The organism is Gemmobacter sp. (assembly GCF_016792925.1).
Classification (GTDB): Bacteria; Pseudomonadota; Alphaproteobacteria; order Rhodobacterales; family Rhodobacteraceae; genus Gemmobacter.
Map to the genome: position 1 here is coordinate 1 of NZ_JAEULU010000106.1, position 26,996 is coordinate 26,996.

A 26,996-nucleotide genomic window follows, 5' to 3' on the forward strand; every position below is an offset into this window, starting at 1 on the left:
TATAGAGGGTGGCCAAGACCGAAAGCGTATCTGACGCAGCAGAATCAGCCATTTCAACGAAGATTTCTTCGCGCATCAGCTTGGCCGCGAGATCATACAGTACTGTGAATTGATGCGAGACACAGGCCTCCAATGGGAAGCGTCGCAGCAGCGTGGCGCAAAAGCTGTGGATGGTTTGAATGCGCAGCCCGCCCGGCGTCTCGATGGCGCGGGCAAACAAGCGGCGCGCCTCGGCCAGCGTCGCAGTTTCAACCCCGCCCTCGACGCCAAGCGCCTCCAGCGCCGGGCGCAAACTGGCTTCGGGCATCATTGCCCATTCGCCCAGCCGGGCGAACAGCCGGTTCTGCATCTCTGATGCGGCGGCTTTGGTATAGGTCAGACACAGAATGCGCGCCGGATCGACCCCCGAGAGGAGCAGCCGCGCCACGCGGTCGGTCAGCACCCGGGTCTTGCCCGAACCCGCATTGGCGGCCAGCCACGTGGACCAACCGGGGCGCGCGGCATCGACCTGCCGCTGGCTTGCACTGTCACGCATCCTCGCCCCCTACGGTTTCCGGGGTCGCGGCTTCGGTCATTTCCCATTCGCCAAACCGGGCTAGATGGTCATAATCGCCGGCAAAATTCGTCTCGAACATGGCCCGGCGCGAGGTATAGCCGGTTTCCCGCTGCAAATAGCGCGCGATCAGGCGATGCAGCGCCTCCCATGTCTGGCCCGACAGCGCAGCGGTGATTTCCGTGCTGACCATTTTCGGCGACGCGCCAAGCCCGAGATAGGTGATCCGCGCCACTTCGGTCGGCCCGATCTGGGCAAAGCCGCCCCGCTCGGCCATGCAAGCGGCCAGCAGCAGTTGCTTGTCAAAGCTGGTCTGCTGGGCGGGTGTTGGCGGCGTGCCGGTCTTGTAATCCAGAATATGCAGGCGCCCATCGGGCAAAATGTCGATACGGTCCGGTATGCCCGACAAGGTGAAATCCAGCGGTGTCAGGCGGATGCGCCCTTTTTCCTCCAGGCTGACCGGGATGCCCCCCAGCATGCCGTCATGATCGAGGAAGAAGTCCGCGGCACGGGTCAGGCGGGCTTGCCACAGCAGGCGCGCCGCAGGCCAGGGCACCTCATCCGCCAGAACGCCCTCGGCGACGGACAGCAGCAGGGCGCGGGCGGCATCGCGATCATGCTGGCGGCGAATCCGCACATAGGTTTCAAGAATTTTATGCAAGGTCGACCCACGAAGCCGCGCATCGGCCACTGGATGCAGCGGGTTGAGCGGGTATAGACGCAAGATATAGCGCGCATAAACCTCATATGGGTTTCGGATCAGCGTCGCGATGCGTGTCAGCGGCAGCTCGCGCGGGCGATGTGCCAGCGGCGGGCGCGGCGAGGGGCGGCGGGCCAGCGGTTGTTCGGTCGATGGGCGTTCAATGGCATCGGCCATTTGCAGCCAGGTTTTGCCGCGGGCCCGCATGGCCTCCAATGCCGCAGGCCCGCCGCGCGCCGGCAGGCCTCCCAACAGGTTGGTCAGGCGGTTCAACCAGCGTGAGGGCACGGTTTCGGCCTCTGCATCGCGGCGCGCGCGGCTGAGAACAACGCGGGGCGCCCCAATCGCCATCTGGTAATCATGGGCCGAGAGGCCGATCTGGCGCTCGGGCAGGCTGAGACCGGCATCCTTGCGCATCCGCCGGTTCAGCCACGGGTCCGGAGCGGGCAGTTTGGGCCAGATCCCGTCATTCAGACCGCCCAGAATGACCAGCTCCGCACCACTCACCCGCGCTTCCAGCGTGCCCTGAATGACGATGCGCGGATGCACGCCGCGATCATCGCGCACTTCGCCGCGTTGCAGCACCGAATCGAACAGATTGCGGTAATCATGCACAGCGAGAACGCCCGCGATCGGGGCCTCACGCTGCAATTCATCCAACAGCCGACGGGCCTCCTGTCCGGCGGCCTCCAGCCACAGCCCGCCGCTGCCAGTTTCCCATGGCCCAGCGGAAACAGTCTCTGCGACGGCCAAATGCCGCTCCAGATGCAGGGTCAGGCTTTGCCTGCGGATATGCTCCAACCCCGTCAGCTGGCCGCTGATCCAGCTGGCCCAAACTTCCGCCTCCGGGTGTTTTTGTGTGGAGGCCCAAGCCCGAAGGCTTTCGCGGCTGGGGAAGGGCGGGCCTTTGCGGCGCAGCGAAAGTTCAAGTTCCCGCGTGAGCAGAAGGTGTTTTCCCCGCTCTGCGCCGCTGGCGGTCAAAGGGTGTTTGAGCAGCGTAATCAGCGCTTCAGAGGTCAGCTTTTGGCCGAACAGAGCCGAAATATGCCGCAAAAACCGCCCGGGCGCCGAGAGTGGCAAGGGGCGACCGGCCGAATCGTCCGGCACGAGGCGCCAGCGGTCCAATGCGGCCTCCACCTGCCGCGTCAGGCCGCGATCCGGCGTGATCAGCGCCGCCGTGATCCCGGTTTCGGCAGCCTCCCGCAACATCAGCGCAACGGCCAAAGCCTCGTCGCGGGGATTATCTGCCTCGATCAGCGTCATGTCGCGGGTGGCAAGTTCCAGATCATGCAAATCCTGCCCCTCGGTCAGCCATTGATCGGTGACGGGCGCCGGGCGCAGCGACAAGGAAACCAGCCGGTTGCGCGCGGGGCAGGGGGCCTCGGCTTGCGTCCAGCGCTGCACCGAGGCGGGGCCGCATTCCAGCGCGTCAAACAGCCGCCGATAGCGGTATTGCGGGTGATCTTCGGCGGTGAGCGCGTCGCTCATCCCCTCCCACACGCTCTGGGGTTGATCAAAATCATAGCCGGGCAGCACGATCATGCCTTCTGGCAAGTTCGCGACCACCTGCATGAGCCGCAAGGTGGTTTTGCGCGACCCGGTCGAGCCTGCAATGATCACCGGTCCCAAGGGGGGAGAGGTGTTCCACAGGCCTGCCAATTGCTCGATCACCCGGCGCAGCCGCGCTTGCGGATCGGGGGCTTCGTCTGTGGCAAAAAACGTCTCTAGAATAGCCAAAAATGCCTGGCTGCGCGACCAATGCGCGGAGTGGTTCGACACGTCCAGCGCGGCGATCTGCTCGGGCGTGACGCCTTCGCCCTGCATTTCATCCATCAAAGTGGCGAGGCTATCGGCCAGATCAAAAACCGCCGCGCGGGGGGCGAGGTCTGGCTGTGCCTCCAGCAGGCCCAGAACAAGCTGCGTCAGCTCCAGCCTGCGGCGCAAGGCAGGCACCGATGGCGGAACGCCAAGCCGTGCCGCCTCGGGCGACAGATCGGTGACCAGCCGCAGGCGGGGCAGCAACGCGGCGCCCTCGGCGACCAGCAATTCCGTCACCCGGCGCCGCATCCGCTGGCTGTTCAGAAACAAGGTGACCCTGGCCAGTGCCTCGGGCGGCTGCCCGGCAAAGCGCTGATGCAGCCCGGCCACCAGCTGCGCCGGGAAGTCTGTTCCGGGGGGGAGGGCGAACAGCTTACCCATCTGCCAACAGCTTTTCAGCCATGGCAATGCCCTCGGGGCGGCCGACATCGGCGCAGCCGCCCTGATGCACCAGACCGAAAGCGCGCCCTTCGGCAATCGCCCTGTCCCACAGGATGTTCAGCGAAAACGCCTCGTCTGCAATCGCGCTCAGGCCATTGGTGCGCGTGATATGCGCGCCGATATAGGTCAGGCCGGGGCGCCCATGCGCCCGCTCGAGCCGACCCTCGGCATCCATGACAAAATCGCCCGTGCCGCGATGCCCGGTAAAGCGTTCGGCAGGCAACAGCAGCAGCAAAACATCCATGCGGTCGTGGTCCCATGCCCGGGCCAGCTGTTGCAGAGGGTTTTCGCCCGTCCAGACGCCATCGCTGTTCAGAACGAAAACCGGATCGGCGGCCAGAAGCGGCAGGGCCGCACGCAACCCACCGCCGGTTTCCAGAATTTTCGCGCTTTCATCAGAGATCAGAACCTCCGGGCGCCGGGCCAGATGCGCGCGGATTTGCGCCGCCCGATAATGCACATTGACCACGATCCGCAGATTCGCCGGTGCCAGCGCAAGCGCATGATCCAACAAGGTTTTTCCGGCCACTTCAATCAAGGGTTTGGGGCGGTCTGCGGTCAGGGTGCCCATCCGGGTGCCAAAACCGGCGGCAAAGATCATCAGGGCGTCGGGCATTGGGCGGCAATCCTTGCGAGGCGGTCAGGGCTGGGTTCGGGCAGCAGCTCTTGGCACAGCGGTGCCAAGGGCGCCAGCGCCGCATGCCGCAGATTTTGCTGCAACTGCCCCCAGACGCGGGGGATCAGCCGCAGGTAGCCGGGTTTGCCGCCATGCAGGCAAAGCCGGGCAAAAATGCCCAGAATGCGCAACGCGCGCTGTGCGCCCAATGCAGCATAGGCGGCGGCAAAGGCGCTGTCGTTTTTGCCGCTGGCCGCACGGAAGGCGGCGCAAATCTGCGCCTCTGTATCCGGTTGCACATCGCGCCGGGCGTCTTGCAGCAAGGAAACGAGGTCATATTCCGGCTGGCCCGCCTGCGCCAGCTGGAAATCCAGCAGGCCAACCCGCGCGAGCCCTGCTCGTTCCGGCAGCCAGATCAGGTTTTCGGCGTGAAAATCCCGCAGGATCAGGACGCGCGGGCCATCGGCATGACGGGCGAGGATGTCCGAAAGAATGGCGACAAAATCTGCGGTGTCGCAGCGCGCGCCGGTGACGCCGAAACGATACCAATCCAGTGCGAAAGCCGCGGCCTCTGCCCAATCCTGCGCGGTCAGATCAGGCAGGCCGGGCGGCAGGGGGGCAGCCTGCAAATGCCCAAGCACCCGCGCCGCCTCGGTATATAGCGAGAGTTCAGTCACCGCGCCGGTCTCCAGCAGGCGGGCATAGATGCCATCGCCCAAATCCTCCAGCAGCAGAAAGCCATTTTCCAAATCCTGCGCCAGGAGGCGCGGCGCCGAAAGACCAAGCGCGCCCAGATGTTTGGCGATGGCGATGAAGGCCGCGGGATCATCGCCCTTGCCGGGAGGGGCATCCATCAGGACGGCGGTTTCCGCATCGCGGCGGAGGCGGTCATAGCTGCGATCCGAGGCGTCGCCAGCCAGAAAGCGGCGCTCTGACCGGCCCCAGCCGGCACTGTCCAGAAAGCGTTGCGACAGGTCGTGCCGGTTCATGCCAGCCCCTCCAGCAAGGGATGACCGGGCGGGGTGAAGGTCACCCGGCGCCCCTCGCCCTCGGTCGCAAAAGCCATGTGCAGCGCGCCGTCCGGCACAAGATCGCCCAGCCGATCCGGCCATTCCACAAGGCAGATCGCGGAAGAAAACGCCGCCTCCAGCCCCAGTTCGATGACCTCATCGGGATGCGACAGGCGATAAAGGTCGGCGTGCCAGATTTCTGGCTCTTCCGTCGCGTAGGTTTGCACCAGCGTGAAGGTGGGCGATGGAACCTCTGTCCCATCGCCCAGCAAGGCCCGGATCACCGCGCGCGAAAAATGGGTTTTTCCGCTGCCGATCGGGCCGGAAAGCAGCAGAGCCTGTCCGGCTTGCAATCGCGGTGCAAGCTGGCAAGCCAGCCGGTCGGTGGCGGTTTCATCGGGCAGGAACAGGGACGTGATCATGACGGGCAGTTTTACCGCCCGCCACGCCGCCCGCAAGCGCCATCAGGCCCGCTTGCGCTGACGATCCAGTGGCAGCGCGTGGCCTTCCATCTTGTCGTGATCCGCAGCGCTGAATTTCACAAGGGTCGCGCCACCCGGCAAGCCCCGCAATTCGCAATGGATCAGGCGGCCATCCAGCAATCGCACCTCGCCGACCAGCATGTCACCATTGGCGGCTGTGCTGCAAAACGTATCGGCCTCGGCCCAGAACAGCGTCGGAGAGCTGCGCTCGCGCCACCAGGCGCTGATCTGTTTCAACGAGCCCTGGCCGACGCTGGCGGCGGGGTCATGGCCCCATAGGCCAGCATAGCTGGTATTTGCCAGCACCAGCGCCCCGCCCGAAGAAAACACGGCCACCGCCTGATCTACCGCGTCCAGCACCGATTGCCCAAGCTCCAGATCCGCGCGAAAGCGGCGGATGCGCGACATTTCGGTCGAGATGTCATCGAACATCAGCGCCAGCGCCCCGTTGGGATGCGGGCGCCCGACCAGCCGGTAGGTCTGGCCCGAAGGCAGGTTCCAGGTTTCTTCATAAAGGCCCGAGGCCGCTGCCTTTTCCAGCTCGCTCATCTGTTTGCGCCAGCTGCGGTAATCTTTCGGCTCCGGGATCATGTTGCGATCCCGCATGGCATCCAGAAAGGCAAAAAGCGTGGGGCGTGCTGACAGAAAATCGGGCGGCAGGTTGCACAGGTCCAGCAAAGCCGGGTTGAACAGCGCAAGCTGGCGCTGGCGATCAAAGATCGCCAGTCCGGTGGGCAGATGCGCGAAGGTTTTGGTCAGGGTCTGGGTGAAATCGCGCAAGGCGGATTCGGCCCTTACCGTCAGGTCACAGGGGGTCGCATAGAACAGGCGCTCGCTGCCATCTTCCTCATGCGTCAGGTCATACCAGTTGCCCTCGCCATTCGGTGAGGCCAGCTTGTGCCGGTGGCTGGTAAAGCCCTGTGTCACATGGGTTGCCGTCATGCGGCCGTCAAACAGCTGCGGCAGCGGCCATGTGAGATCGCGCCCCGGCTCCAGCCGCGCTGCGGCCTCGCTCAGGTAGCGGGCATTGGCCCAGATCACCTCGCCCGAAGCGGTTTCCCGCCAGATCAGCATCGGTGTACGGGCAATGGCGGCGCGCAGCTGCTGCACCTCTTGTTGCAGGGCCTTTTGGGTCAGCAGATCCTGGCTGCCTTTCTCGGGCAGGGTTTCAGCCTCGTGCAGGGTGATCCGGGTGAGGCCGCCGCGCAATTCGGCCTCGATGGCAAGCATGCTGCCATCTGCCTGAACTTCGGTCAGCGCCACCCGCCCGATCTCGGGCAGCACGGCCAGCCGGTTTTCCACATCCGGGAAGCGCGGTGCCAGATAGGCCAGCAGGCGCAACCATGGCGAGCCGGTGCCCCCCTGCGCAATAAGCGCCTTGGCGGCAGGCGTGGCGTCGAGCAGCATTTCGTCATCGAACAGGAAGGTGGTTCCGCCGCTGCGATCTGCAAAGACGGTGGTGGCGCTGCGATCACCGCTGCTTTGCAGGGCGGCGAGGATGAAAATGCAGCCAAGCGCGATCAGGCCGCAGGTCAGCACCAGCACCACCGAGGGCACCCAATCCGTCAGCATCTCGAATCCCCAAGCATTCTGCCTTTTCCCCAGCTTGCGGCTGGAAGGTTAACGCTTGGTTAAGGCGAGATGGCGGCGAGGCGCAGGCGGCGCGTCCGCCCATCAGGTGTTGAGCGGATTTTCCCCCAAAGCCCCGGTGGGCGCCACGATGCGTGCCAGCGGCCAGCGCAGCTCGACAATGGCGCCGCCTCCGGCCTCGGCCCCCAGATTGGCAAAGGAAAGCCGCGCCCCAGTGCGTTCCAGCAGGGTTTTGGCAATGAAAAGGCCCAGCCCCATGCCCTCATATTCCGGGCGCTGATCCTGCTTCTGGCTGGGTTCCGGCGCAGACTTCCGGTTGCGCAGAAAGGGTTCGCCAAGCCGACCCAGCTCATGCGCCGGATAGCCGGGGCCATCATCGCGGATGCGCATGATCAGCTGGTCGGTCGTCCATTCCGCCTCGACCGTAACGGTGGAATGCGCAAAATCCACCGCGTTCTGAATGAGGTTGCGCAGGCCATGCAGCACCTCGGGCTGGCGTTGCACCAACAGGTCTGTCGCATCGGGTTGCGGCGGGGTCAGCGTGAAGACCACTGTTTTGCCGCGCGACATGTGAGGCTCGGCCGCCTCGGCCATCAGGGCGGAAAGCGGCGCCTGCCGCAGATGCAGGTCATCCTTGCCGGCGCGACCCATGCTGCGCAGAATCTCGCGGCAGCGGTCGGCCTGCTCCCGGATGAGCTTGGCATCGGATTGCAGCTCTGGCTGATCGTCCAGCTCGTCGATCAATTCGGCGCTGACCAGCTTGATGGTGGCCAGCGGCGTGCCCAGCTCATGCGCCGCCGCCGCCACGACGCCGCCCAGATCGGTCAGCTTCTGCGCCCGCGCCAGGGCCATCTGCGTGGCCAGCAAGGCCTCTTGCATGGTGTGGATTTCGCCCGAAACGCGATGCGCATAAGAGCCGAGGAACAGGATGCCGATCACCACCGCCAGCCAGAAGCCAAAGGCAAAAAGCGGGGGCAGGGTGAAGGCCAGGCCGCCGGGCAGGGACAGCGGCAAATGCGTCACTGACAAGGCGGAAACGCAGGCAATCGCTGCCCCGCCCAGCACCAGCGTGGCCCGCCCGCTCAGCGCCGTGGCCGAGATCGTGACAGGCGCTACGATCAGCAACACGAACGGATTGGTCAGCCCGCCGGTCAGCCACAACAGCAGCGAAAGCTGCGCCAGATCGAAGCTCAGCACCAGAAACACCTGATGCTCGGACAGGCGGGTGCTTTCGGGATACAGGAATTGCAGGAACAGATTGCCGATCACCGACAGCCCGATCACCAGCAGGCACAGCCCGACCGGCAGGCCAATGCCAAAAGACAGATGCGCGATCAGCAATGTTGCGCCCTGACCCAGAATGGCGGCCCAGCGGATCAGCGTCAGGGTGCGCAGTTGCAACACACCGCCAGAGGAAGGGAAAGCAAGATCGGTCATGGGGTGGCTTCCTGCCGCAGTTGCGGATTTGGCATTGTTAAAAGGCTTGTCATGCAGGATCAATGCGCCCGGAACAGGCCGGAAACCAGCGCGGAGAGCCCGATGCAGAAACTTTACGCAGGAATTGCCGTTGCGGCCCTGGTTGGGCTGGTGGCCGGGCCTTTGGTCTATCGTCAACTCAGCAGCCCCGGTGACCCCTTTGTTGCCTGCCGTCAGGGCGCCGTCGGCGGTGGCACGATCGGCGGTGCGTTCACGCTGGTCAATGGGGCAGGCCAGACGGTTACCGATGCGCAGGTGATCACCAAACCCTCGCTGGTTTATTTCGGCTATACGTTCTGTCCTGATGTCTGCCCGTTTGACGCGGCCCGCAATGCGCAGGCGGTGGACCTGCTCGAGGCTCAGGGCCTTGATGCCCAGCCGGTGTTCATCTCGGTCGACCCGGCCCGCGATACGCCGCAGGTGATGAAGGATTATGCCGCCAATCTGCATCCCAAGATGGTGGGCCTGACCGGCAGCGCCGAACAGGTGAAGGCGGCATCGCTGGCCTACAAGACCTATTTCAAGGCACAGCCCGCCGAGGATGAATTTTACCTCGTGGATCATTCGACCTTCACCTATCTGGTCTTGCCGCAAATCGGTTTTGTCGAGTTTTTCAAACGCGAGACCACGCCGGAACAGATGGCCGAAACTACCGCCTGCTACATGGAGGCCGCGAAAAGCCTGCCGAAAAATTGACCTTTGGGCCAAAGCGGCCTAGATATTGTGCGGGATGGCGTGAAACAGGGATGAAGCAATGATGGATGATCTGAGCGCCGAGCTGGGCCCGGACCGCACGTTGCTGCTGGTCGATGATGATGAGCCCTTTGTGAAACGCCTTGCCAAGGCGATGGAAAAGCGCGGTTTCATTCCCGAAACGGCGGAAAGCGTGGCGGCGGGCAAAGCCATCGCGCAAAGCCGCCCGCCTGCCTATGCCGTGGTCGATCTGCGGCTTGAGGATGGCAATGGCCTTGATGTGGTCGAGGCGCTGCGCGAGCGTCGTCCCGATTGCCGCATTGTGGTTCTGACCGGCTATGGCGCCATTGCGACCGCTGTGGCGGCGGTGAAAATCGGGGCCACCGATTATCTTTCAAAACCCGCCGATGCGAATGAAGTGACAAATGCGCTTTTGGCCCGGGGCGAGGTTTTGCCAGAACCGCCGGAAAACCCGATGTCGGCGGATCGTGTGAGGTGGGAGCATATCCAGCGCGTTTACGAGATGTGCGACCGCAATGTCTCGGAAACCGCGCGCCGTTTGAACATGCACCGGCGCACCCTTCAGCGCATCCTGGCAAAGCGCAGCCCGAAATAAGCCCGAAATAAGATTGCCGGTTGGTCCATATCGGATTATAAGCGCGGATAATAAAATATCCGTGCTTGCGATTTCTGCTGTTTCACAAGGATCGCCCGAACACCCGCAAAAGGACTTCCTGATGGATCTGAACGCGCTTTCGCTGAAAGAACTGAAAGAACTGCAATCCCAAGTTGCGCGCGCTATTGCGTCTTATGAGGATCGTAAAAAGAAAGAAGCCGTGGCCGAGCTTGAAGACCGCGCGCGCCAGATGGGTTTCAGCCTTGCCGAATTGCTGGGCACGGCGCCGGTGCGCAAACGGGCGCCCGCTTCGGCCAAATATGCCAACCCGGCCAATTCGGCCGAAACCTGGTCGGGCCGTGGCCGCAAACCGCGTTGGTTCGAGGCCGCGCTGGCCGATGGCAAATCGCCCGAGGATCTGGCGGTTTAACCGTCAATCTCTTGCAATAACTCCAGGTGGCGGGCCGTATAGGCGGCCCGCACCTCTCTGGGCGGCCGCAGGCGGATTTCGACCTCGCGCATCACCGCCTCGGCCGGGCGCCCGAAAAGCCGGTTGGCTTCGGACACGTCAAAACCCGCAATCTGCACTGCCTCCAGCCAAGCCGAAACCTTGTCTGCCGTCTTGATGGATTTCTTGATCGCGGCGGGCAATTGCGCGGGCAGGCCAAAGCGCAGATGGATCGCCGCCGTGAGCCGTTGATCCAATTCGCCATAGGCGGCGCCAATCGCGGCTTTCACCGGGCTGATCATATCGCCGATCACATATTCGGGCGCGTCATGCAAAAGGGCGGCCAGTTTCCATTTCGGCGCAATTCCCGGATTTTGCAGCGCAAAAATCCGCTCCACCAGAACCGAATGTTCGGCGACCGAATAGGGGTGATCGCCAATGGTCTGCCCATTCCAGCGCGCGACAAAGGCCAGGCCATGCGCGATGTCCTCCACCTCGATATCCATGGGGGTCGGGTCCAGCAGGTCCAGCCTGCGCCCCGACAGCATCCTTTGCCACGCCCGTTTCATGGTGCCCTCCCTTTGGGGCTAGCATTGCCGCGCCAGCCTGCCCGAGGCAAGGCGGCAGCAAAAAACAAGGGGCGATGACGTTTTCTGCTGAAACTTCGTGCTGTGTGTCGCTTTCGGCGTCGATATGTCGCATAAAGCGCCCCGTCGTCCTGCCCACATGGCGACGCTTCAAGGCCGCTCATCGCTCAGGAAATCCACTGATGACCTCCTCCTCCTCGAACTTCGTTCTCACCGTCACCTGCCCCTCCACCCGCGGGATTGTTGCGGCCATCTCGGGCTTTCTGGCCGGCCAAGGGTGCAACATCACCGACAGCGCCCAGTTTGACGACCGCGAGACCGGCCGGTTCTTCATGCGCGTGACCTTCGCCAGCGAAGAAGGCGTCAGCGCCGCCAAGCTGCGCGAAGACTTTGCCGCCATCGCCAAGCCCTTCGGCATGGAATGGCAGATCGGCGCGGCGGGCGAAAAGATGAAGGTCATCATCATGGTCTCGCGCTTTGGCCATTGCCTGAACGACCTGCTCTATCGCTCGCGCATTGGCGCCCTGCCGATCGAGATCGTGGCCGTGATCTCGAACCACATGGATTACCAGAAGGTCGTGGTAAATCAGGATATTCCCTATTACTGCATCAAGGTGACCAAGGAAAACAAGGCGCAGGCCGAGGCCGAGCAGATGCGCGTTGTGCGCGAAACCGGGGCCGAGCTGATCGTGCTGGCGCGCTATATGCAGGTGCTGTCGGAGGAGATGTGCGCCGCCATGTCGGGCCGCATCATCAACATCCACCACTCCTTCCTCCCCAGCTTCAAGGGCGCCAATCCCTACAAGCAGGCTTTTGAACGCGGCGTGAAGTTGATCGGCGCCACCTCGCATTACGTCACCACCGATCTGGATGAAGGCCCGATCATCGAGCAAGACATCATCCGCGTGACCCATGCCCAATCGGGCGAGGATTATGTCAGCCTTGGCCGCGATGTGGAGGCGCAGGTTCTGGCCCGCGCCATTCACGCCCATGTCCATCGCCGGGTTTTCCTGAACGGAAACAAGACCGTGGTCTTCCCGCCCTCGCCGGGCAGCTATGCTTCCGAGCGGATGGGCTGATCCGGCCGGGAGAGGGGCAAAGCCCCTCTCTCGCCTTTCAGGACGCGGCCCGGAACCATCTGCGGCCTGACGTGTTGTGCTGAACCTGTCAGTCTCAACCGGAAGGCATGTGCGATGTCCGTATCTGCGAAGACCTCTTCTCCCGATACAAGTATCGAAACCCATATCGGTCAGGGCGGCGAAACCCGGCAAACCGGTGGCGCGCCCCTTACCACCAATCATGGGATTCCCGTTTCTGACAATCAGAATTCGCTGCGTGCGGGTGCGCGTGGGCCGACGCTGCTGGAAGATTTCGTGCTGCGCGAGAAGATCTTCCATTTCGATCACGAGCGCATCCCGGAGCGGATCGTCCATGCCCGTGGCACCGGTGCGCATGGATTTTTTGAATGCACCGACCCGATCCCCGAGCTGACACGGGCCAGCCTGTTCCAGAAGAAGGGCGCCCGGGTGCCGGTGTTTACGCGCTTTTCCACCGTGGCCGGGTCGAAGGGGTCGAAGGACACGCCGCGCGATGTGCGGGGGTTCGCGGTGAAATTCTATACGGATGAGGGCAACTGGGATCTGGTCGGCAACAACATTCCGGTTTTCTTCATTCAGGACGCGATAAAATTTCCCGATCTGGTGCATGCGGTAAAGCCCGAGGCTGATCGCGGCTTTCCGCAGGCGGCGACGGCGCATGACACATTCTGGGATTTCATCTCGCTGATGCCGGAATCGCTGCATATGGTGATGTGGGCGATGTCGGATCGCACCTTGCCGCGCAGTTTCCGGATGATGCAGGGCTTTGGCGTCCATACCTTCCAGTTGGTCAATGCCGAGGGCGCGGCCAAAATGGTGAAGTTCCACTGGAAGCCGCGCCTGGGCGTGCAATCGACCACCTGGGACGAGGCCGTCAAGATTTCCGGCGCCGACCCCGATTATCACCGCCGTGATCTTTACGAGGCGATCACGACCGGCAATTACCCGGAATGGGATCTGGGCATTCAGACCTTTGACGAGGATTGGGCCGCCAAACAGCCCTATGACGTGCTGGACGCCACAAAGCTGATCCCCGAGGAAGACATTCCGCTGCGCATCATCGGGCGTCTGGTGCTGGATCGCATGCCCGACAATTTCTTTGCCGAGACCGAGCAGGTGGCCTTCCTGCCCTCGAACGTGGTGCCGGGCATTGATTTTTCCAATGACCCGCTGCTTCAGGGGCGGCTGTTCTCCTATCTCGATACGCAGAAATCCCGGTTGGGCACCACGAATTTTCACCAGATCCCGGTGAATGCCCCGAAATGCCCGATGCAGAATTTTCAGCGCGACGGGATGATGCAAACGCAAATCCCCAAGGGCCGCGCCAATTACGAACCGAACAGCCTGCATGAGGCTGGCGAAGATCCCGGCCCGCGCGCCAGTGATCAGGGGTTTCAGTCGCTGGCACGGCTGCAAGAGCCGGCCACCGAGAAGCTGCGCATCCGGGCAGAAAGCTTTGCTGACCACTTCACCCAGGCGCGGATGTTCTATCACTCGCAGACCGCGCCGGAGCAGACCCATATCGTCGCCGCGCTGGTGTTCGAGCTGTCGAAGGTCAAGCTGCCCTATGTGCGCGAACGCACTGTGGCGCAGTTGCGCAATCTGGACGAGGTTCTGGCACAGCGCGTGGCCGATGGTCTGGGCATGAAGCTGCCGAAACCGGCGCCCATGGCGCAGCCGCCCATCGACATGCCGCCCTCGGATGCCTTGTCCATCCTGCGGCACGAGGCGCCAGTGGCAGGCCGCTGTTTGGGCATTCTGGTCAGCGACGATGTGGATGCGACCGTGATCGCCGCGCTGCAAGTCGCGGCCGAGGCGGCGCAGGCCACCGTCAAGATCATCGCGCCGAAGGTGGGCGGTGTCATGCTGAAGGGCGGCAAGCATCTGCCAGCGGATGAAAAGCTGGATGGAGCGCCCTCTGTCCTCTTTGATGCAGTGGCGCTTGTCTTGTCAGAGGCCGGGGCCATGGCCTTGACCGGCGAAAAGGCTGCGCTGGATTTCGTGTCGGATGCCTATGCCCATTGCAAGGCCATCGGCTATACCGCGCAGGCGGCGCCGCTTATGGCCAAGGCCGGGGTCGAAGCCGATGCCTTCACCCTCGATCTTCCGACCGGGGCCGAAGCGCTGATCGCCTTCCTCTCCTCTCGCAATTGGGAACGCGAGGCGCGGGTCAAGCTGCCGGTCTGATCCGCAGATTCGCGCCCGAATGCGGTCATTCCGGCCGCTTGGGGCGCAATTTCGCGACATGAGCATGGGGCAGCGTGGGCGCGGCCTCCTGCATTGCACGGGCGCGCGCCGGGGCGGTGCGGATCAGATCGGGGATCAGCTCTGCCTCTGGCAGGTTCTTCCAGTATTTGCGCGGCATTTCCGAGGTCATGGCCGAAACCATCAGCCGCGCCGGATTGAAGATATGGGCAAAGTAGGTGCGCCACAGATCTTCGGTCGCATCGGGCGGCGGGCGAAATTCGGTGCGTGTCTCCTCAAACCGAAGGGCGCCGCACTCGAACCTTGCGGTCAGATCGGGCGTGGCGATGATCCAGTCCATATCGCCAAATCGGTTGGCAAAGAACGGCGTCGCAGCCTCGGTGATCGGGTGATCCGGCTCGAACCAGGCGGCAAAGGCCCGGCGCGGCGCGTCCGGCGCGCCCACCTCGCGAAAGCGCACAAAGGCGTGCATCTTGTGAATGTCGCGCCGCACCGCCTTTTCCTGCATCAGCAGCTTGTGCAGCGCCGGGTCGCTGCGGTCGCCCCATCGCAGCCGCCCCTGCGCCAGACGCAGCACGATGTCATAGGCGCGGGCGAAGCGCTGCGGGTCGCTGTGACAAAGTGCGCCCTCCATCGCCGCAACCGCCTCGCGCGGGAGCGTCAGCGGGGGCGCTGTGGCGCCTTGCGGCGTGGCCTGCGCAAAAAGATCGGCAGCCCTTTCACCGCGCTGCCATAGAACCTCCTCGGGCCGCACGCCTTGCTGTGCCAGACGGCGCGCCTCGGCCCGCCATGCCGCTACGGTGCCAATCAGGGGCAGGGTGATAACCTGCATCAGAACAGTGACAATTGTTCGGGCTTCGCGGCAAAGCGCGCCCGCAAATGTGCATCGTCAAGGCCCGGCGCGCGGCTCCATCCCGGCAGGGTGATGAAGGGTTGCGCATGGCGCAGCACGCAGCCCATGCGCAACAAATCCTCATAGCGCAATGTGCGATGCCGCCGGGCCTCCAGCATCCGCGCCACAGATTTGGTGCCAAAGCCCGGCACCCGCAGCAGCATCTCGCGGGGGGCACGGTTCACATCCACCGGAAAATGCTCCCGATGCGCCAGTGCCCAGGCCATTTTCGGGTCCACCTCCAGATCCAGCATCCCGCCTTGCGGGGCAATCTCGCCGGGCGAAAATTCATAAAAGCGCATCAGCCAATCCGCCTGATACAGCCGGTGTTCGCGCAGCAAGGGCGGGCGGATCAAGGGCAGCAGCTGCGAGGCATCCGGGATCGGCGAAAAGGCCGAGTAGTACACCCGGCCCAGCTTGTAGCTGCCATAAAGCTGCGCCGCGTTGGACAGGATCTGCCCATCCGTCGCGGCATCGGCGCCCACGATCATCTGGGTCGATTGCCCGGCCGGCGCAAAGCGGGCCGGGCGTTTGCCGGCATGGCTTTTATCCTGCGCCGCCTCGCGCCGGGCGCGCACATCGGCCATGGCGCGGCGGATGGTGCGCGGCGATTTCTCGGGCGCCAGCGCCTGCATCGCCTGCTCGGTCGGCAGCTCCACATTGATCGACAGCCGGTCGGCCCAGCGGCCCGCCTCCTCGATCAACTCGGGCGCGGCATCGGGAATGGTTTTCAGGTGGATATAGCCGCGAAACCCTTCCTGTTGCCGCAGGGTGCGCGCGATGCGCGTCATGTCGGCCATGGTTTCATCGGGCGAGCGGATGATGCCCGAAGACAGGAACAGCCCCTCGATGTAATTGCGGCGGTAAAACTCTACCGTCAGCCGCACCACCTCCTCCACGCTGAACCGCGCGCGTTCGACATGCGAGGACACCCGGTTCACGCAATAGGCGCAGTCATAAATGCAGAAATTGGTCATCAGGATTTTGAGCAGCGAGATGCAGCGCCCGTCCGGCGCATAGGCGTGGCAAATCCCGGAGCCGCCGGAGGAGCCAAGCCCTTTGCCATCGCGCGAATCCCGCCGCTCGCCGCCGGAAGACGCGCAGGAGGCATCATATTTGGCCGCATCCGCCAGAATCGCCAACTTTTCGGTCAGTGTGCGCTTTACCATTTGTTCACTATACGTTCACGGTGGGCGCAAGAAAAGGGCGTCGTTGCGTCAGCCGTCGGACGGCAGCATGGCTTGCAGGGTTTCCAGATGATCGGCCTCGCTGGCCGGTTTGTCGTCGCGGATGCGATTGATGCGGGGAAAGCGCATCGCCACCCCGGATTTGTGCCGGGACGAGCGGTTCAGGCCCTCGAAGGCCACCTCCACCACCTTGCTGCGCGCGACTGACCGCATGGGGCCAAAGCGCTCGATTGTGTGGGTGCGCACGAAACGGTCCAGCTCTTTCAGCTCGGCATCGGTGAAGCCGAAATAGGCCTTGCCCACCGGCACCAGGTCCTCGCCGTGCCAGACGCCAAAGGTGAAATCGGAGTAATAGCCCGAGCGTTTGCCATGCCCGCGCTGAGCATACATCAGCACGGCGTCAATCAGGAACGGGTCGCGCTTCCATTTGAACCATGGGCCTTTCACCCGCCCGGCCAGATAGGCACTGTCGCGGCGCTTGATCATCACGCCTTCAATCACCGCCTCGGGCGGATTGGCGCGCAGCGCCGCCAGGTCTTCCCAACTGGCAAAGGGCAGTTGCGGCGACAGGTCGATCTGCGGCCCCAACGGCAGCTCGGCCAGCACGGCGCGGCGGGCATCATAGGACAGCGCGCGCAGGTCACGCCCTTGCCAGATCAGCGCATCATACAGCCGCAACCCCGCCGGATGGCTGCGCAGCAGCGCCGCGCTGACCGTCTTGCGGTTCAGCCTTTGTTGCAATTCGGCAAAGCTGCCGATTTGCGCGCCGCGCCGCACCAGCAATTCGCCATCCAGCGCTCCTTCAAAATCCATCAGGGCGATCACATCGGGAAAGGCGCCGCTGATATCCTCGCCCGTGCGGGAATAGAGCCGTTTCAGCCCGCCATCGCTGACCGCCTGCACCCGGATGCCATCCCATTTCCATTCCGCTGCATAATCTGCGGGGTCCAGCGCCGACAGGGCCTCAAGGTCGGTTGCGGTCGACAGCATGACCGGGCGAAACGGCACCCGGCTGGCGGCCTCGGGGCGCGGGCCGCCGGTGCCCCAGGCGAACAGCTCGGCATAGGGGGGCGCGAGGGCGTGCCAGATTTCCTCCACCTCGGCCAGCGGCAGCCCGGCCCAGGCGGCAAAGCTGCTGCGCGCCAGCCGGGCCGAAACGCCCACTCGCAGCGCCCCGGTGGCGAGCTTCAGATAGGCGTAACGCTCGGACGGGCCGAGGCCATCCAGCCGCGCCGCAATCACGCCGGGCAGCCGGGTCTTGGGGGTTTCGGCCAGTTCCGCCACCACCTCCGACAGGCTGGGGCTATCGCTGCCGCTGACCGGCCAGATCAGGGCGATCGTTTCGGCCAAATCGCCCACGAAATCATAGCTGGCGGCAAAAAGCTGCGCGTCGACCCGCGTTTCCGCCAGCCCGCGCAACAGGCCCGGCGTCACCTGCCGCAGCCGCAAATCGCCGGTCAGTGCCGCCAGCATCAAGCCGCGATCCGGGTCGGGCTGGCTGGCAAAGGCGGCGATCAGCAATTGCTCCTTGCGCCCGCGCTGCGGGGTGAAGGCGAGGCGTTCCAGCAAGGTGGCAAAGGCGCTCAGGCTCATTCGGCCTCCTCCTCGTAACCCACCAGATGCAGGGGCCGCGCCGCCCGGCCCTGCATCTCGCACCAGCGCATCAGGGCATCCTCGCGGCCATGCGTGATCCAGACCTCGGCGGGGTTCACTTCTGCGATGGTGGCGGTCAATTGCGGCCAGTCGACATGATCCGAGATCACCAGAGGCAGCTCCACCCCCCTTTGCCGGGCGCGCGCCCGAACCTGCATCCAGCCCGAGGCAAAGCAGATCACCGGGTCCGGGAAGCGCTGCGCCCAGGTGGAAGCAAAGGCCGAGGGCGGCGCAATGACGATGGCCCCGGCGAAATCGGCCTTCTTGCCGCGCGTCTCGGTGGCGGGGCGCAGATCGCCAAGGTCGATGCCCTGCGCGATGTGATAATCGCAAAGCCGCTGCAAGGCGCCGTGAATATGGATCGGGGCCTGCCATCCGCCTTGCCGCAGTGCCGCGATCACCCGTTGCGCCTTGCCAAGCGCATAGGCCCCCACCAGATGCGCCCGGTCCGGGTAGGCGGCCACGCTGGCCAGCAGCCGCGCGATCTCGGCCTCGGGTGGCGGGTGGTGAAACACCGGCAGGGCAAAGGTGGCCTCGGTGACGAAGATGTCGCAAGGCACCGGCTCGAACGGCGCGCAGGTGGGCGTCGGCACCCGGGCATAATCGCCCGAGACCACCACCCGCTGCGCCCCCGCCGTCACCGCGATCTGGGCCGAGCCCAGCACATGCCCGGCGGGGTGAAAGCTGACATCCACATTGCCCAGCCGCAGCGGCCCCTCAGCCGCCTGCCGCTGCCCGGCAAAGCCCTCGCCATAGCGGATCGCCATGATCTCCAGCGTTTGCCGCGTGGCCAGCACGGCGCCATGGCCCGCGCGCGCGTGATCGGCATGGCCATGGGTCACCAGCGCGCGCGGCACCGGGCGCATGGGGTCGATGTAGAAATCGCCGTCCGGGCAATACAGTCCCTCGGGCTTGGGGATGAGCAAGGGCGGTTGTGGCAAGCGGGCCTCCCGTCGGGGCAGGCCATGCGCCCCTTTGCAGAATATGCGCCCTGTCGAGCCATTTCCAAGGGGCGGGGCTGTGGGGGATGTTTGGGAACCGGGCGAAGCCTCCTCGCGTTGGTGCGGCGAAGCAAGTCTCCGGGCCGCCCTGGCCGCCCGGCAACAGGAGCAGAGCCATGACCCCCGAGACCCTGATCCAGACCCATGATGCCGCAGAGCCCGAAGCGGTTTCCCCCGAAAAGGTCTGGGAGATGATGAAGACGATTGATATTGCCATGCTGGTCACCCGCAACAGCACCACCTTTGACGCGGGCCTCAACGGGCGGCCGATGTCCACCATCCCCCGGCCAGAGCGCGGGCTGATCTATATCCTGACCGAAGCCAATTCGCCGGCGGCGCAGGATGTGCGGGCCGATGGCAAGGTGTTCCTGTCCTATCAGGGACGCGGCGACCATATCGCCTTGCAGGCCAAGGCTACGGTGAATGCCGACCGTATTCTGGTGCAATCGCTGTGGAACCCCGGTGCCGAACTGTTCTGGCCGGAAGGCCCCGAGGTGCATGACGTGGTGGTGCTGGAGATTGATCCCGGCCATGCCGATGTCTGGGATGGGCACGGCCTGTTGCGCGGTATTGCAAGCGTGGTGAAGGGTGTCCTCAAGGGCCAAACCCCGGATCTTGGCACCCGCGCCGCCGTGGACCTGTAATACCCTGTTTCCATCGCAGAGGGGCAGGGCCGCTGCCCCTCCTGTTTCTGTGTTGGGTGCCCGATGCAAGATCATCCCGTCCAAAACCCGCCCCGCCCGCGTAACATTGCGATTGTTGGCACCGGACCGACCGGGCTTTACACGCTGCATCACCTCCTCGCCTCCGAGCGCCCCCTGACGGTGACCCTGTTCGAGGCCGCGCCGCTTGCCGGGGTGGGGCAGCCCTACAGCCCGGATTCGGCGCAGGTGACCATGCTGGCCAATATTGCCAGCATTGAAATTCCACCCCTGGGAGAGACCTATCTCGACTGGCTGCACCGCCAGCCGGTTGTTTTGTTGCAGGCCTGTGGCGTCGATCCGTCAGGGCTGCACGAGCGCCAGTTTCTGCCCCGCCTTGTGCTTGGCGCTTGGTTCCGCGACCGGCTGGAACATATGCTGGAAACGGCGCGCGCGCGGGCATCGCGTGGCGCTGCGCGAACAGGCGCGGGTCACCGACGTGGCACGGGTGGGCGATGAGGTCCGCGTCACCTTTGACGGGTCCGACGGCAGCGAGAGCCTGCTGTTCAGCCATGTCGTTCTGGCGACCGGGCATGACTGGCCCGAAGACCCGGACCACGATCCGGGTGTTTTCGTCTCGCCCTGGACCGGGCTGATGGAGGCCGCGCTGCCCGCCACCTCGGTCGGTATTCTGGGCACCTCGCTCAGCGGGATCGACGCGGCGATGGCGGTCGCCTGTCAGCATGGCCGCTTTGACGAAGATGCCGGGGGCGCGCTGACCTTCCATCCTGACCCTGATGCCAGCGACCTGCGCCTGACGCTGATGTCGCGCCAAGGCCTCTTGCCCGAGGCGGATTTCTGGTGCCCGATCCCATACCGCCCCTTGCAACACATGAGCGAGGCCGCGCTGGACAGCGAAGTGGCGCAGGGCAGCGACGGCTTGCTGGACCGCCTTTGGGCGCGTTTCGTGGCAGAAATGGCCGCAGCCGACCCGGCCTATACCGAGGCCATCGGCCTCGCCCATCTGACGCCCGAAGGCTTTGCCGAGGCCTATTTCGCGCCGCGTCTGGCCGCCGATCCGTTCGACTGGGCCAAAAGCAATCTGGCGCAGGTAGAGCGCAACACCGCCGCCCGCCGGGTGGTCGAATGGCGCTATGCCATCCTGCGCATGCACGAGCCGATGGAGACCATGGTGGCCCATCTGACCGAAACGGACCGGGAGCGCTTTGACGCGCTGAAACGCGTGTTCATCGACAATTACGCCGCCGTCCCGCCCCAATCCATCCACCGCTTGCTGGCGCTGCATCGGGCGGGGGTGTTGGATATTTTCGCGCTGGGCGAGGCGTATAATCTGGAGCGGAAGGCGGGTGAAACCGAAGTGCAGGCCGAAAGCGGTGAACGGCGCCGCTTTGCCATCTTCATCGACGCGCGGGGCCAGCGCAGCCTTGGCATTGCCGATCTGCCCTTCCCCTCGCTGCGGGCGGCCTTGGGCACCGAGGAAGGCCCGGTGCCGATGAATGACCACTTTGCCATCGCCGGGCAGCAGGGGCGGTTGTTCCTTCCCGCCGCGCCCTATCTGCTGTCACGCCTGCCCTTTGTGCAGGGCATCACCGCCAGTCATGATCTTGGCGAAGCCGTGGCCGAGGCCATTCTGGCCGGGGAACCATAGCGCCCCCCGCGCGTTGGTCCCGGCACCAGCACGAGGCTTTCATGACCGACCACGAGCCCGCACAGCACTTTGCCGCACCGAAACTGCTTTTGTTGAACGATGCGGCCCTTGGCCTGCCCCCCGTCTGCACGGCCTTGGCCCCCGGTGAGACGGCCTTGGTGGCCGGGCCGTCGCGGGTCCGGCTGGCGCTGGCCGAGTTGGCTTTGCCCGGCATCATTCCGATCTGGACCGATTTTCGCCGCAGCGCCTCATTGACCGCGCTTTTGGCCAATGTGCGCACAGAGGGCGTGTTGCGCCGTCTGGTTCTGGCCGCCAATGGCGAAAATGCCGAAGATGTTTTTGCCGTGATGCGCACCATTCTGACCTTTCTGCCCAGTCTGCGAAAGACGCCCGAGGCCGAGGTGCGGCTTTTTGTGTCGGACGGGCCTGCGAAAGCCTCTCTGACGGCGTTTCTGAGGCGGTTTTCAGAAACCGGGTTGCCCGTGCATTTGAAAACAGCCCCGGCCAGTGCCCTGCGCCTTGCGGCGTAAAACATGTCAAAGACCGAACGCGCGGCGAGGCGATTGCTTCGCCGCTTTTGGCATGACATGACATAAGTCTCCGGTCTTAAAAACGTGATGATGTTTTAGCGTAAAACCGGAACCAATTCGATTTCAGAACGTTGCCTCCCCAGAAGCCCATGCCTCTCTCATATCGCGGCATGGCGCAAACGGAACCGAGGAGGACTGTGATGAACGCGACCCCCAAGAAAACCATCCATGATGCCGCCGATGCCTTGACCGACAAGGCACGCGATGCGGGCAAGGCCGCGCTGCGCGCCACCGAGGACGGCGCCACCGCCGCCAAGCGCGCGGCAGAGGATCTGGCGGATGGCGCCCGCGATGCGGCCGAGGACGGCCAGTCCCGCATGGGCGACATGCTGCGCAAGGTGACGGACACCGCGCAAGACTCCAAGGATGCCATTCTGGCCGGTGCCAGCTCCACCCTGTCGGCCGTGCGCGATGTCGCGGTGGAAAAGGCCGATAGTGCCCGCGAAAGCCTGTCGGATGTGGGTGATCGGCTGGCGGCCACGCTGAACCGCGCCTCGGCAGAGGGTCAGGACGATGCGCTGAAATCGCGTGTTCTGGGCTCGGTGGCGCAGGGCCTCAGCTCGGCATCCGACGCGCTGCGCCAGCGCTCGGTCGCAGACCTCACCTCTGATGTGAAAGTGCTGGCAAAGCGCCACCCCGGTGCCTTCATGGCCGCGGCCGCCGTGGCCGGTTTTGCGCTGGCCCGTTTTGTGCGCGCCTCGGCGCAGCGCCGCCACGATCAGGGGCCGCGTGTCTGATGGATCAGGGTGCGCATCGCGAACCGCCCGCCGCCACCTTGCTGAATGACGTGGTGACCGGGCTAGGGCGGCTGGTGCAGGGCGAGCTTCGCCTTGCGCGTGCCGAGGCCACCGAGGGGCTGCGCGCCGCGAGCGCGGGTCTCGGCAAGATTGCTGTTGCAGCGGTGCTTGCCTTGGTGGGTCTGAACGTGTTGGCCGGGGCTGCGGTGGCCGCCCTCGCCAAAACCGGCATGGGGCCCGCTTGGGCCGCGCTGGCCGTGGGGCTGGGTCTGTGCCTGCTGGCCTGGATCTTGCTGTCCATGGGGCGGGCCGCCCTGCGCCTGAAGGCGCTTTGGCCCGACCGCGCCCTGCGCGGCCTGCGGCAGGATGCCGAGGCCATTGGCGCAGGCTTGACAGAGAAAGGAGTGCGAAATGTCTGATACCAACCTTCATGAGATCGAGCGCTCTCTGGAGCAGGAGCGTCTGGCTTTGGCGCAGTCGCTCAATGCCCTGACGGATCGTCTCAGCCCGTCGCATTTGATGGCCGAGGGCAAGGAAGCCCTGCGGGCGCAGGCGGGGCCGATGCTCTCGCATCTGGATGCCATGGTGCGGGCGCAGCCCATCGTGGCGGCGGCGGCAGGGGTGGCGCTGGCCGCGCTGATCCTCGGGCGGCGCCGCGCGGACTCACCCCTGATCGAAGAACCCGGCGGCGCCATGGCCGGCACGCGCTACGAGGCGCTGACGCGTTGGGAAGACGAGGGCGGCCCGCCCGCGCCCGCGCCCGTCGATCCGCACAAGGAATGGCTGGACGAGGCGCAGGGGCTGCGCAGTCGCGCACAGCATTTGCTGGACCGTATCGACGATGCGGCGCGCCGTGGCCTCGCGCCCGCCGCGCAATTGGCCAAACACCGGGCCGAGGTTCTGGCCGCACTGAGCCGCGACACGCGCAAGGCCTTGCTGCGCGGGCTAGATGGCCTGACCGGCGCGGCCCGGGATCAGGCCATCGAGGCCCGGGAGCGGCTTTGGCTGGCGCGCCTCTCGCTGGCCGAGAAAAGCCGCATGACGGTGGAGACCCATCCCTTTGCCTCGGGCGCGGTGGCGCTGGCGGCGGGGGCCGCCGTCGCTTGCCTGTTCCCGCCCACCGAAGCCGAGGATCACCTGCTGGGTGACGCGCGCGACCGGCTGCTGCGCGATGCGCAAACCGCCCTGCGCGACGAGGCCTTGCGGGCAAGCGCGCTGGCCCGCAGCCTGCAAGATGCGCTGCACAGTGACATGCGCCAGATGCGCGGCCTGTCGGGTTTGCACTGATCAAACGCCGGGGTCGGCCTGTCAGGGGCCGACCCTTCCGCGATTCAGCATGTTTTGGTTCCGGGCTGTGATCCGTTAAGGTGACGGAAACACCCCGCGCGAGACCCGAATCATGCCATTTGATACCGCCGCCCGCGCTGCTTTGCCCGCTTTCGGCACAATGCCGCCCGGCCCGGTCCAGACCTTCCGCAGCAGTCTGATTGCCGGAATGTCTCGCATATTGCTGGGCCGCCGCAGTTTGCCCGTGCAATGCGCCATTCTGGCCGTCCTGGTGGGTCTGGCCTTTGCCTTGCGGAAAATCGTGGACCCGGCGCTGCCGCCCGGCTTTCCCTTCCTCACATTTTTCCCCGCAGTGCTGCTGACGGCGATCTTTGCCTCGATCAAGATGGGCATTCTGGCGGCAATCCTTTCCGGCTTGCTGGCCTGGTATTTCTTCATCCCGCCTTTCACCGCCTTCAGCCTGGAACCGTCGGCCTTGGTGGCGATGGGATTTTATGTGGTGGTCACTGCGACCGAGCTGTTCTTCATCTGGCTCACCGCGCTGGCGCTGCGCCATGTGCAGGCCGAACGCGAACGCTCGCTGGCACTGGCACAATCGCGCGATCTGATGTTTTCGGAACTTCAGCACCGGGTTTCCAACAACCTTGCCACCATGGGCGCGCTGCTGCGCCTGCAATCGGCGCGCCTTGCGGAGGGCGATGCCAAACAGGCCCTTGTGGCGGCGATGCAGCGGCTGAACACCGTGTCGCGCATCCAGCGCAGCCTTTATTCCCCGGATGCGCAGGCCATCGAGGTGGATGCCTTTCTGGCGCAACTCTCCTGTGACATCCGCGAATCCTTCGCCATGGGCGCCGAGGCGGTGATCGACATCAAGGCCGAAAAGCTGCGCCTGGTGTCGGATCAGGCGATCCCTTTCGGGTTGATTGCCAGCGAAATGATCATGAACGCGCTGGAACATGCCCGCCCGACCGCCGGGCCGCTTTGCATCCGGCTTGAATGCGCCCGCACCCGGCCCGAGGGCAGCGAAGGCCCGTGGCTCCGGCTCGGCATTGCCGATAATGGCGCGGGCTTGCCGCCCGAGGCCGAGCTGTCGAAAAGCCTGGGCATCAGCATTTCGCGGCAATTCGCCCGCAGCCTGGGCGGCAGTCTAACGCTGCGCAACCGGCCGGATGCGGGGGGCGCCCTGGCAGAGCTGCACTTCCCGCTGGCGGCCTGACCCTGTTGTTCCGGGCGCGCATCCGCTGCACTGTGTGAAACCGCTTGCCAGCGTCCCTGCGCTGCGGCACTCTCAGGTCGAGCCGTGACGATGGCGTCGTCACAGGAGCATCGCTCCGCCGCTTGCAGGGCAACCTGCCTCAGTCCTGTACGCCGGGACCTTTCGGGGTCTCGCACTGGCATTTGCCCGGACCCCGCACAGGAGGGTCTGACATGACGGAACGTCCGCAATTCTACCGGTTTCACCAAGGCGAGCGTGTGCTGCCCTTTGCAGCCAGCGAATATGACGCGCGGCTGGCGGGGCTGCGCCAGATCATGCGCGCGCAGGGGGTTGAGGCCTGCGTTTTCACCTCGATGCACAATATCGCCTATTACTCCGGCTTTCTGTATTGTTCTTTCGGGCGGCCCTACGGGCTGGTGGTGACGGCGCAAGACAGTGTGACGATCAGTGCCGGGATCGACGCAGCCCAGCCCTGGCGGCGCTGCCATGGTGACAACATCACCTATACCGATTGGCAGCGCGACAATTACTGGCGCGCCATTCTTTCGGTGACGGGGCCGGGCCGGGTGATCGGGCATGAGGCCGACCACCTGACCCTCCTGCAAGCGCAAAAACTGCAAGCCTATCTCGCACCTGCGCGTCTGGTCGATGTGGCGCCCGCCACCATGGCGCAGCGCATGCGCAAATCGCAGGCCGAGCTGGACCTGATCCGCCATGGAGCGGCGGTGGCCGATGTGGGCGGCTTTGCCATCCGCGAGACCGTGCGCGAGGGCATCCGAGAGATCGACGTGGCGATGGCGGGGCGTGATGCGATGGAGGCCGAGATTGCCCGCCGCTTCCCCGATGCCGAATATCGGGACACCTGGGTCTGGTTCCAGTCGGGGATCAACACGGATGGCGCGCATAACCCGGTGACGGCGCGGGTGCTGCAACGCGGCGATATTCTTAGCCTGAACACGTTCCCGATGATCTCGGGCTATTACACCGCGCTGGAACGCACGATGTTCGTGGGCGAGGTCGATGCCGCCAGTCTTCGGATTTGGGAGGCCAATGTCGCCGCCCATGAATATGGCATGAGCCTGCTGAAACCCGGCGCTTCCTGCGCCGAGGTGACGGCCAGGATCAATGCGTTCTTCGAGGAGCGTCAGTTGCTGCAATACCGCACCTTTGGCTATGGCCACAGCTTTGGCGTGTTGTCGCATTACTATGGCCGCGAGGCCGGGCTGGAACTGCGCGAGGATATCGACACCGTGCTGGAGCCGGGCATGGTGATCAGCATGGAACCGATGCTGACCATCGCCGAAGGCCAGCCGGGGGCGGGCGGCTATCGCGAGCATGACATCCTGTTCATCACCGAAGATGGCAATGAGGATATCACCAAATATCCCTATGGCCCGGCGTTCAACGTGGTCTGATCCGTCTTCAAGGCGCGGCGGTTCTGACTGCCGCGCCGCTAAAAGTAACTTCGGACCAGTGCCGAAGAAAGAATGGCCCAGCCATCCGCCACCACAAAAAAGGCCAGCTTGAACGGTAGCGACACCACCGAGGGCGGCACCATCATCATCCCCATCGACATCAGGACGGCCGCCACCACCAGATCTATGATCAGGAAGGGCAAGAATACCAGAAAGCCGATCTCGAAGGCGCGCTGAATCTCTGACAGCATGAACGAAGGCACCAAAAGCGACAGCGGCGCCTCGACAGCCGGGCCGCTCGCGCCCGGTCGCAAGGCTTGCATCTGCGCGAAGGTGTCGGGGTCCACCCGCCCGGCCATGAAGATGCGGAACGGCT

Annotated in this window: 26 protein-coding genes and 1 pseudogene; 14 read left to right on the forward strand and 13 right to left on the reverse strand. The window is 64.6% G+C overall.

Annotation, left to right across the window (positions count from 1 at the left end; all coding sequences use genetic code 11):
* From JNN06_RS05490 to regB, 7 genes are all read right to left on the reverse strand, one after another.
* A partial coding sequence (locus tag JNN06_RS05490) for a UvrD-helicase domain-containing protein (protein WP_291238590.1) occupies positions 1–535 on the reverse strand: 535 nt, incomplete at its 3' end.
* A complete protein-coding gene (gene addB, locus JNN06_RS05495) occupies positions 528–3,452 on the reverse strand; it encodes a double-strand break repair protein AddB (RefSeq protein WP_291238591.1) in 2,925 nt (974 codons plus the stop codon). The genes JNN06_RS05490 and addB, both read right to left, overlap by 8 nt.
* The gene (locus JNN06_RS05500; protein ID WP_291238592.1) at positions 3,445–4,128 is read right to left on the reverse strand and encodes a nucleotidyltransferase family protein; all 684 of its coding nucleotides are present in this window, start codon (positions 4,126–4,128) and stop codon (positions 3,445–3,447) included. Before JNN06_RS05500 ends, addB begins: the two co-directional genes overlap by 8 nt.
* Entirely contained in the window at positions 4,113–5,117 is a 1,005-nt protein-coding gene (locus tag JNN06_RS05505) for a phosphotransferase (protein ID WP_291238593.1), read from the reverse strand. Before JNN06_RS05505 ends, JNN06_RS05500 begins: the two co-directional genes overlap by 16 nt.
* Positions 5,114–5,560, reverse strand: a complete 447-nt coding sequence (gene tsaE, locus JNN06_RS05510) for a tRNA (adenosine(37)-N6)-threonylcarbamoyltransferase complex ATPase subunit type 1 TsaE (RefSeq protein ID WP_291238594.1) — start codon at positions 5,558–5,560, stop codon at positions 5,114–5,116. Before tsaE ends, JNN06_RS05505 begins: the two co-directional genes overlap by 4 nt.
* Before the next feature lie 42 nt (positions 5,561–5,602).
* The gene (locus tag JNN06_RS05515) at positions 5,603–7,192 is read right to left on the reverse strand and encodes a PAS-domain containing protein (protein ID WP_291238595.1); all 1,590 of its coding nucleotides are present in this window, start codon (positions 7,190–7,192) and stop codon (positions 5,603–5,605) included.
* A 102-nt stretch (positions 7,193–7,294) separates the two neighbouring features.
* Positions 7,295–8,647 (reverse strand): sensor histidine kinase RegB, encoded by a 1,353-nt coding sequence (gene regB / locus JNN06_RS05520; RefSeq protein ID WP_291238596.1) that lies wholly within the window; start codon positions 8,645–8,647, stop codon positions 7,295–7,297.
* 102 nt (positions 8,648–8,749) lie between these two features.
* On the opposite strand from regB, the gene JNN06_RS05525 reads away from it, so the two are divergent.
* The 3 genes from JNN06_RS05525 to JNN06_RS05535 all read left to right on the forward strand — a co-directional run bounded on the left by JNN06_RS05525 (position 8,750) and on the right by JNN06_RS05535 (position 10,425).
* Complete coding sequence (locus JNN06_RS05525; protein ID WP_291238597.1) at positions 8,750–9,382, forward strand: SCO family protein; 633 nt, start codon at positions 8,750–8,752, stop codon at positions 9,380–9,382.
* Between the two features lie 58 nt (positions 9,383–9,440).
* Complete coding sequence (locus JNN06_RS05530; protein ID WP_291238598.1) at positions 9,441–9,995, forward strand: ActR/PrrA/RegA family redox response regulator transcription factor; 555 nt, start codon at positions 9,441–9,443, stop codon at positions 9,993–9,995.
* 121 nt (positions 9,996–10,116) lie between these two features.
* Complete coding sequence (locus JNN06_RS05535; RefSeq protein ID WP_291238599.1) at positions 10,117–10,425, forward strand: H-NS histone family protein; 309 nt, start codon at positions 10,117–10,119, stop codon at positions 10,423–10,425.
* Here JNN06_RS05535 and JNN06_RS05540 read toward each other — a convergent pair.
* Positions 10,422–11,012: an HD family hydrolase gene (locus JNN06_RS05540; RefSeq protein WP_291238600.1), complete on the reverse strand. Its 591-nt coding sequence runs from the start codon at positions 11,010–11,012 to the stop codon at positions 10,422–10,424. The two genes, JNN06_RS05535 and JNN06_RS05540, sit on opposite strands and share 4 nt — an antisense overlap.
* A 200-nt stretch (positions 11,013–11,212) precedes the next feature.
* Here JNN06_RS05540 and purU point away from each other — a divergent pair, with 200 nt between their 5' ends.
* Both purU and JNN06_RS05550 read left to right on the forward strand, forming a co-directional pair.
* Positions 11,213–12,109 (forward strand): formyltetrahydrofolate deformylase, encoded by an 897-nt coding sequence (purU, locus tag JNN06_RS05545; RefSeq protein WP_291238601.1) that lies wholly within the window; start codon positions 11,213–11,215, stop codon positions 12,107–12,109.
* 114 nt (positions 12,110–12,223) lie between these two features.
* The gene (locus JNN06_RS05550; RefSeq protein ID WP_291238602.1) at positions 12,224–14,314 is read left to right on the forward strand and encodes a catalase; all 2,091 of its coding nucleotides are present in this window, start codon (positions 12,224–12,226) and stop codon (positions 14,312–14,314) included.
* A gap of 25 nt (positions 14,315–14,339) precedes the next feature.
* Here the strand turns inward: JNN06_RS05550 and JNN06_RS05555 are convergent, their stop codons facing one another.
* The 4 genes from JNN06_RS05555 to JNN06_RS05570 are packed head-to-tail and all read right to left on the reverse strand — an operon-like array spanning position 14,340 to position 19,005.
* Complete coding sequence (locus tag JNN06_RS05555) at positions 14,340–15,164, reverse strand: TIGR03915 family putative DNA repair protein (RefSeq protein ID WP_291238603.1); 825 nt, start codon at positions 15,162–15,164, stop codon at positions 14,340–14,342.
* Positions 15,164–16,393, reverse strand: coding sequence for a putative DNA modification/repair radical SAM protein (locus JNN06_RS05560; RefSeq protein WP_291238604.1), 1,230 nt, complete (start codon positions 16,391–16,393; stop codon positions 15,164–15,166). Before JNN06_RS05560 ends, JNN06_RS05555 begins: the two co-directional genes overlap by 1 nt.
* A gap of 48 nt (positions 16,394–16,441) precedes the next feature.
* Positions 16,442–17,998 carry a cisplatin damage response ATP-dependent DNA ligase gene (locus JNN06_RS05565; RefSeq protein WP_291238615.1) on the reverse strand — a complete coding sequence of 519 codons (1,557 nt, stop codon included), beginning with the start codon at positions 17,996–17,998 and terminating at the stop codon, positions 16,442–16,444.
* Between the two features lie 2 nt (positions 17,999–18,000).
* A complete protein-coding gene (locus tag JNN06_RS05570; RefSeq protein WP_291238605.1) occupies positions 18,001–19,005 on the reverse strand; it encodes a ligase-associated DNA damage response exonuclease in 1,005 nt (334 codons plus the stop codon).
* A 176-nt stretch (positions 19,006–19,181) separates the two neighbouring features.
* Here JNN06_RS05570 and JNN06_RS05575 point away from each other — a divergent pair, with 176 nt between their 5' ends.
* The 9 genes from JNN06_RS05575 (at position 19,182) to JNN06_RS05615 (ending at position 26,620) form a co-directional block, all read left to right on the forward strand.
* Positions 19,182–19,709 (forward strand): pyridoxamine 5'-phosphate oxidase family protein, encoded by a 528-nt coding sequence (locus JNN06_RS05575; protein ID WP_291238606.1) that lies wholly within the window; start codon positions 19,182–19,184, stop codon positions 19,707–19,709.
* A gap of 63 nt (positions 19,710–19,772) precedes the next feature.
* Positions 19,773–20,225 (forward strand): FAD/NAD(P)-binding protein, encoded by a 453-nt coding sequence (locus JNN06_RS05580; protein ID WP_291238607.1) that lies wholly within the window; start codon positions 19,773–19,775, stop codon positions 20,223–20,225.
* Positions 20,173–21,375, forward strand: a complete 1,203-nt coding sequence (locus JNN06_RS05585) for an FAD-NAD(P)-binding protein (protein WP_291238608.1) — start codon at positions 20,173–20,175, stop codon at positions 21,373–21,375. The genes JNN06_RS05580 and JNN06_RS05585 overlap by 53 nt, the downstream gene beginning before the upstream one ends.
* 41 nt (positions 21,376–21,416) lie before the next feature.
* On the forward strand, positions 21,417–21,905 hold the full coding sequence (locus JNN06_RS05590; protein ID WP_291238609.1) for a hypothetical protein: 489 nt from the start codon (positions 21,417–21,419) through the stop codon (positions 21,903–21,905).
* A gap of 200 nt (positions 21,906–22,105) precedes the next feature.
* Positions 22,106–22,702 (forward strand): hypothetical protein, encoded by a 597-nt coding sequence (locus JNN06_RS05595; protein WP_291238610.1) that lies wholly within the window; start codon positions 22,106–22,108, stop codon positions 22,700–22,702.
* Entirely contained in the window at positions 22,702–23,121 is a 420-nt protein-coding gene (locus JNN06_RS05600; protein WP_291238611.1) for a phage holin family protein, read from the forward strand. Before JNN06_RS05595 ends, JNN06_RS05600 begins: the two co-directional genes overlap by 1 nt.
* Positions 23,114–23,989 carry a DUF3618 domain-containing protein gene (locus JNN06_RS05605; RefSeq protein ID WP_291238612.1) on the forward strand — a complete coding sequence of 292 codons (876 nt, stop codon included), beginning with the start codon at positions 23,114–23,116 and terminating at the stop codon, positions 23,987–23,989. The genes JNN06_RS05600 and JNN06_RS05605 overlap by 8 nt, the downstream gene beginning before the upstream one ends.
* A gap of 208 nt (positions 23,990–24,197) precedes the next feature.
* Positions 24,198–25,205: a histidine kinase dimerization/phosphoacceptor domain -containing protein gene (locus tag JNN06_RS05610; RefSeq protein ID WP_291238613.1), complete on the forward strand. Its 1,008-nt coding sequence runs from the start codon at positions 24,198–24,200 to the stop codon at positions 25,203–25,205.
* Between the two features lie 212 nt (positions 25,206–25,417).
* Positions 25,418–26,620: an aminopeptidase P family protein gene (locus JNN06_RS05615; RefSeq protein ID WP_291238614.1), complete on the forward strand. Its 1,203-nt coding sequence runs from the start codon at positions 25,418–25,420 to the stop codon at positions 26,618–26,620.
* Positions 26,621–26,658: 38 nt separating this feature from the next.
* Here JNN06_RS05615 and JNN06_RS05620 read toward each other — a convergent pair.
* Positions 26,659–26,996 (reverse strand): annotated as a pseudogene (locus JNN06_RS05620) (flagellar biosynthetic protein FliP); the annotation flags it as partial.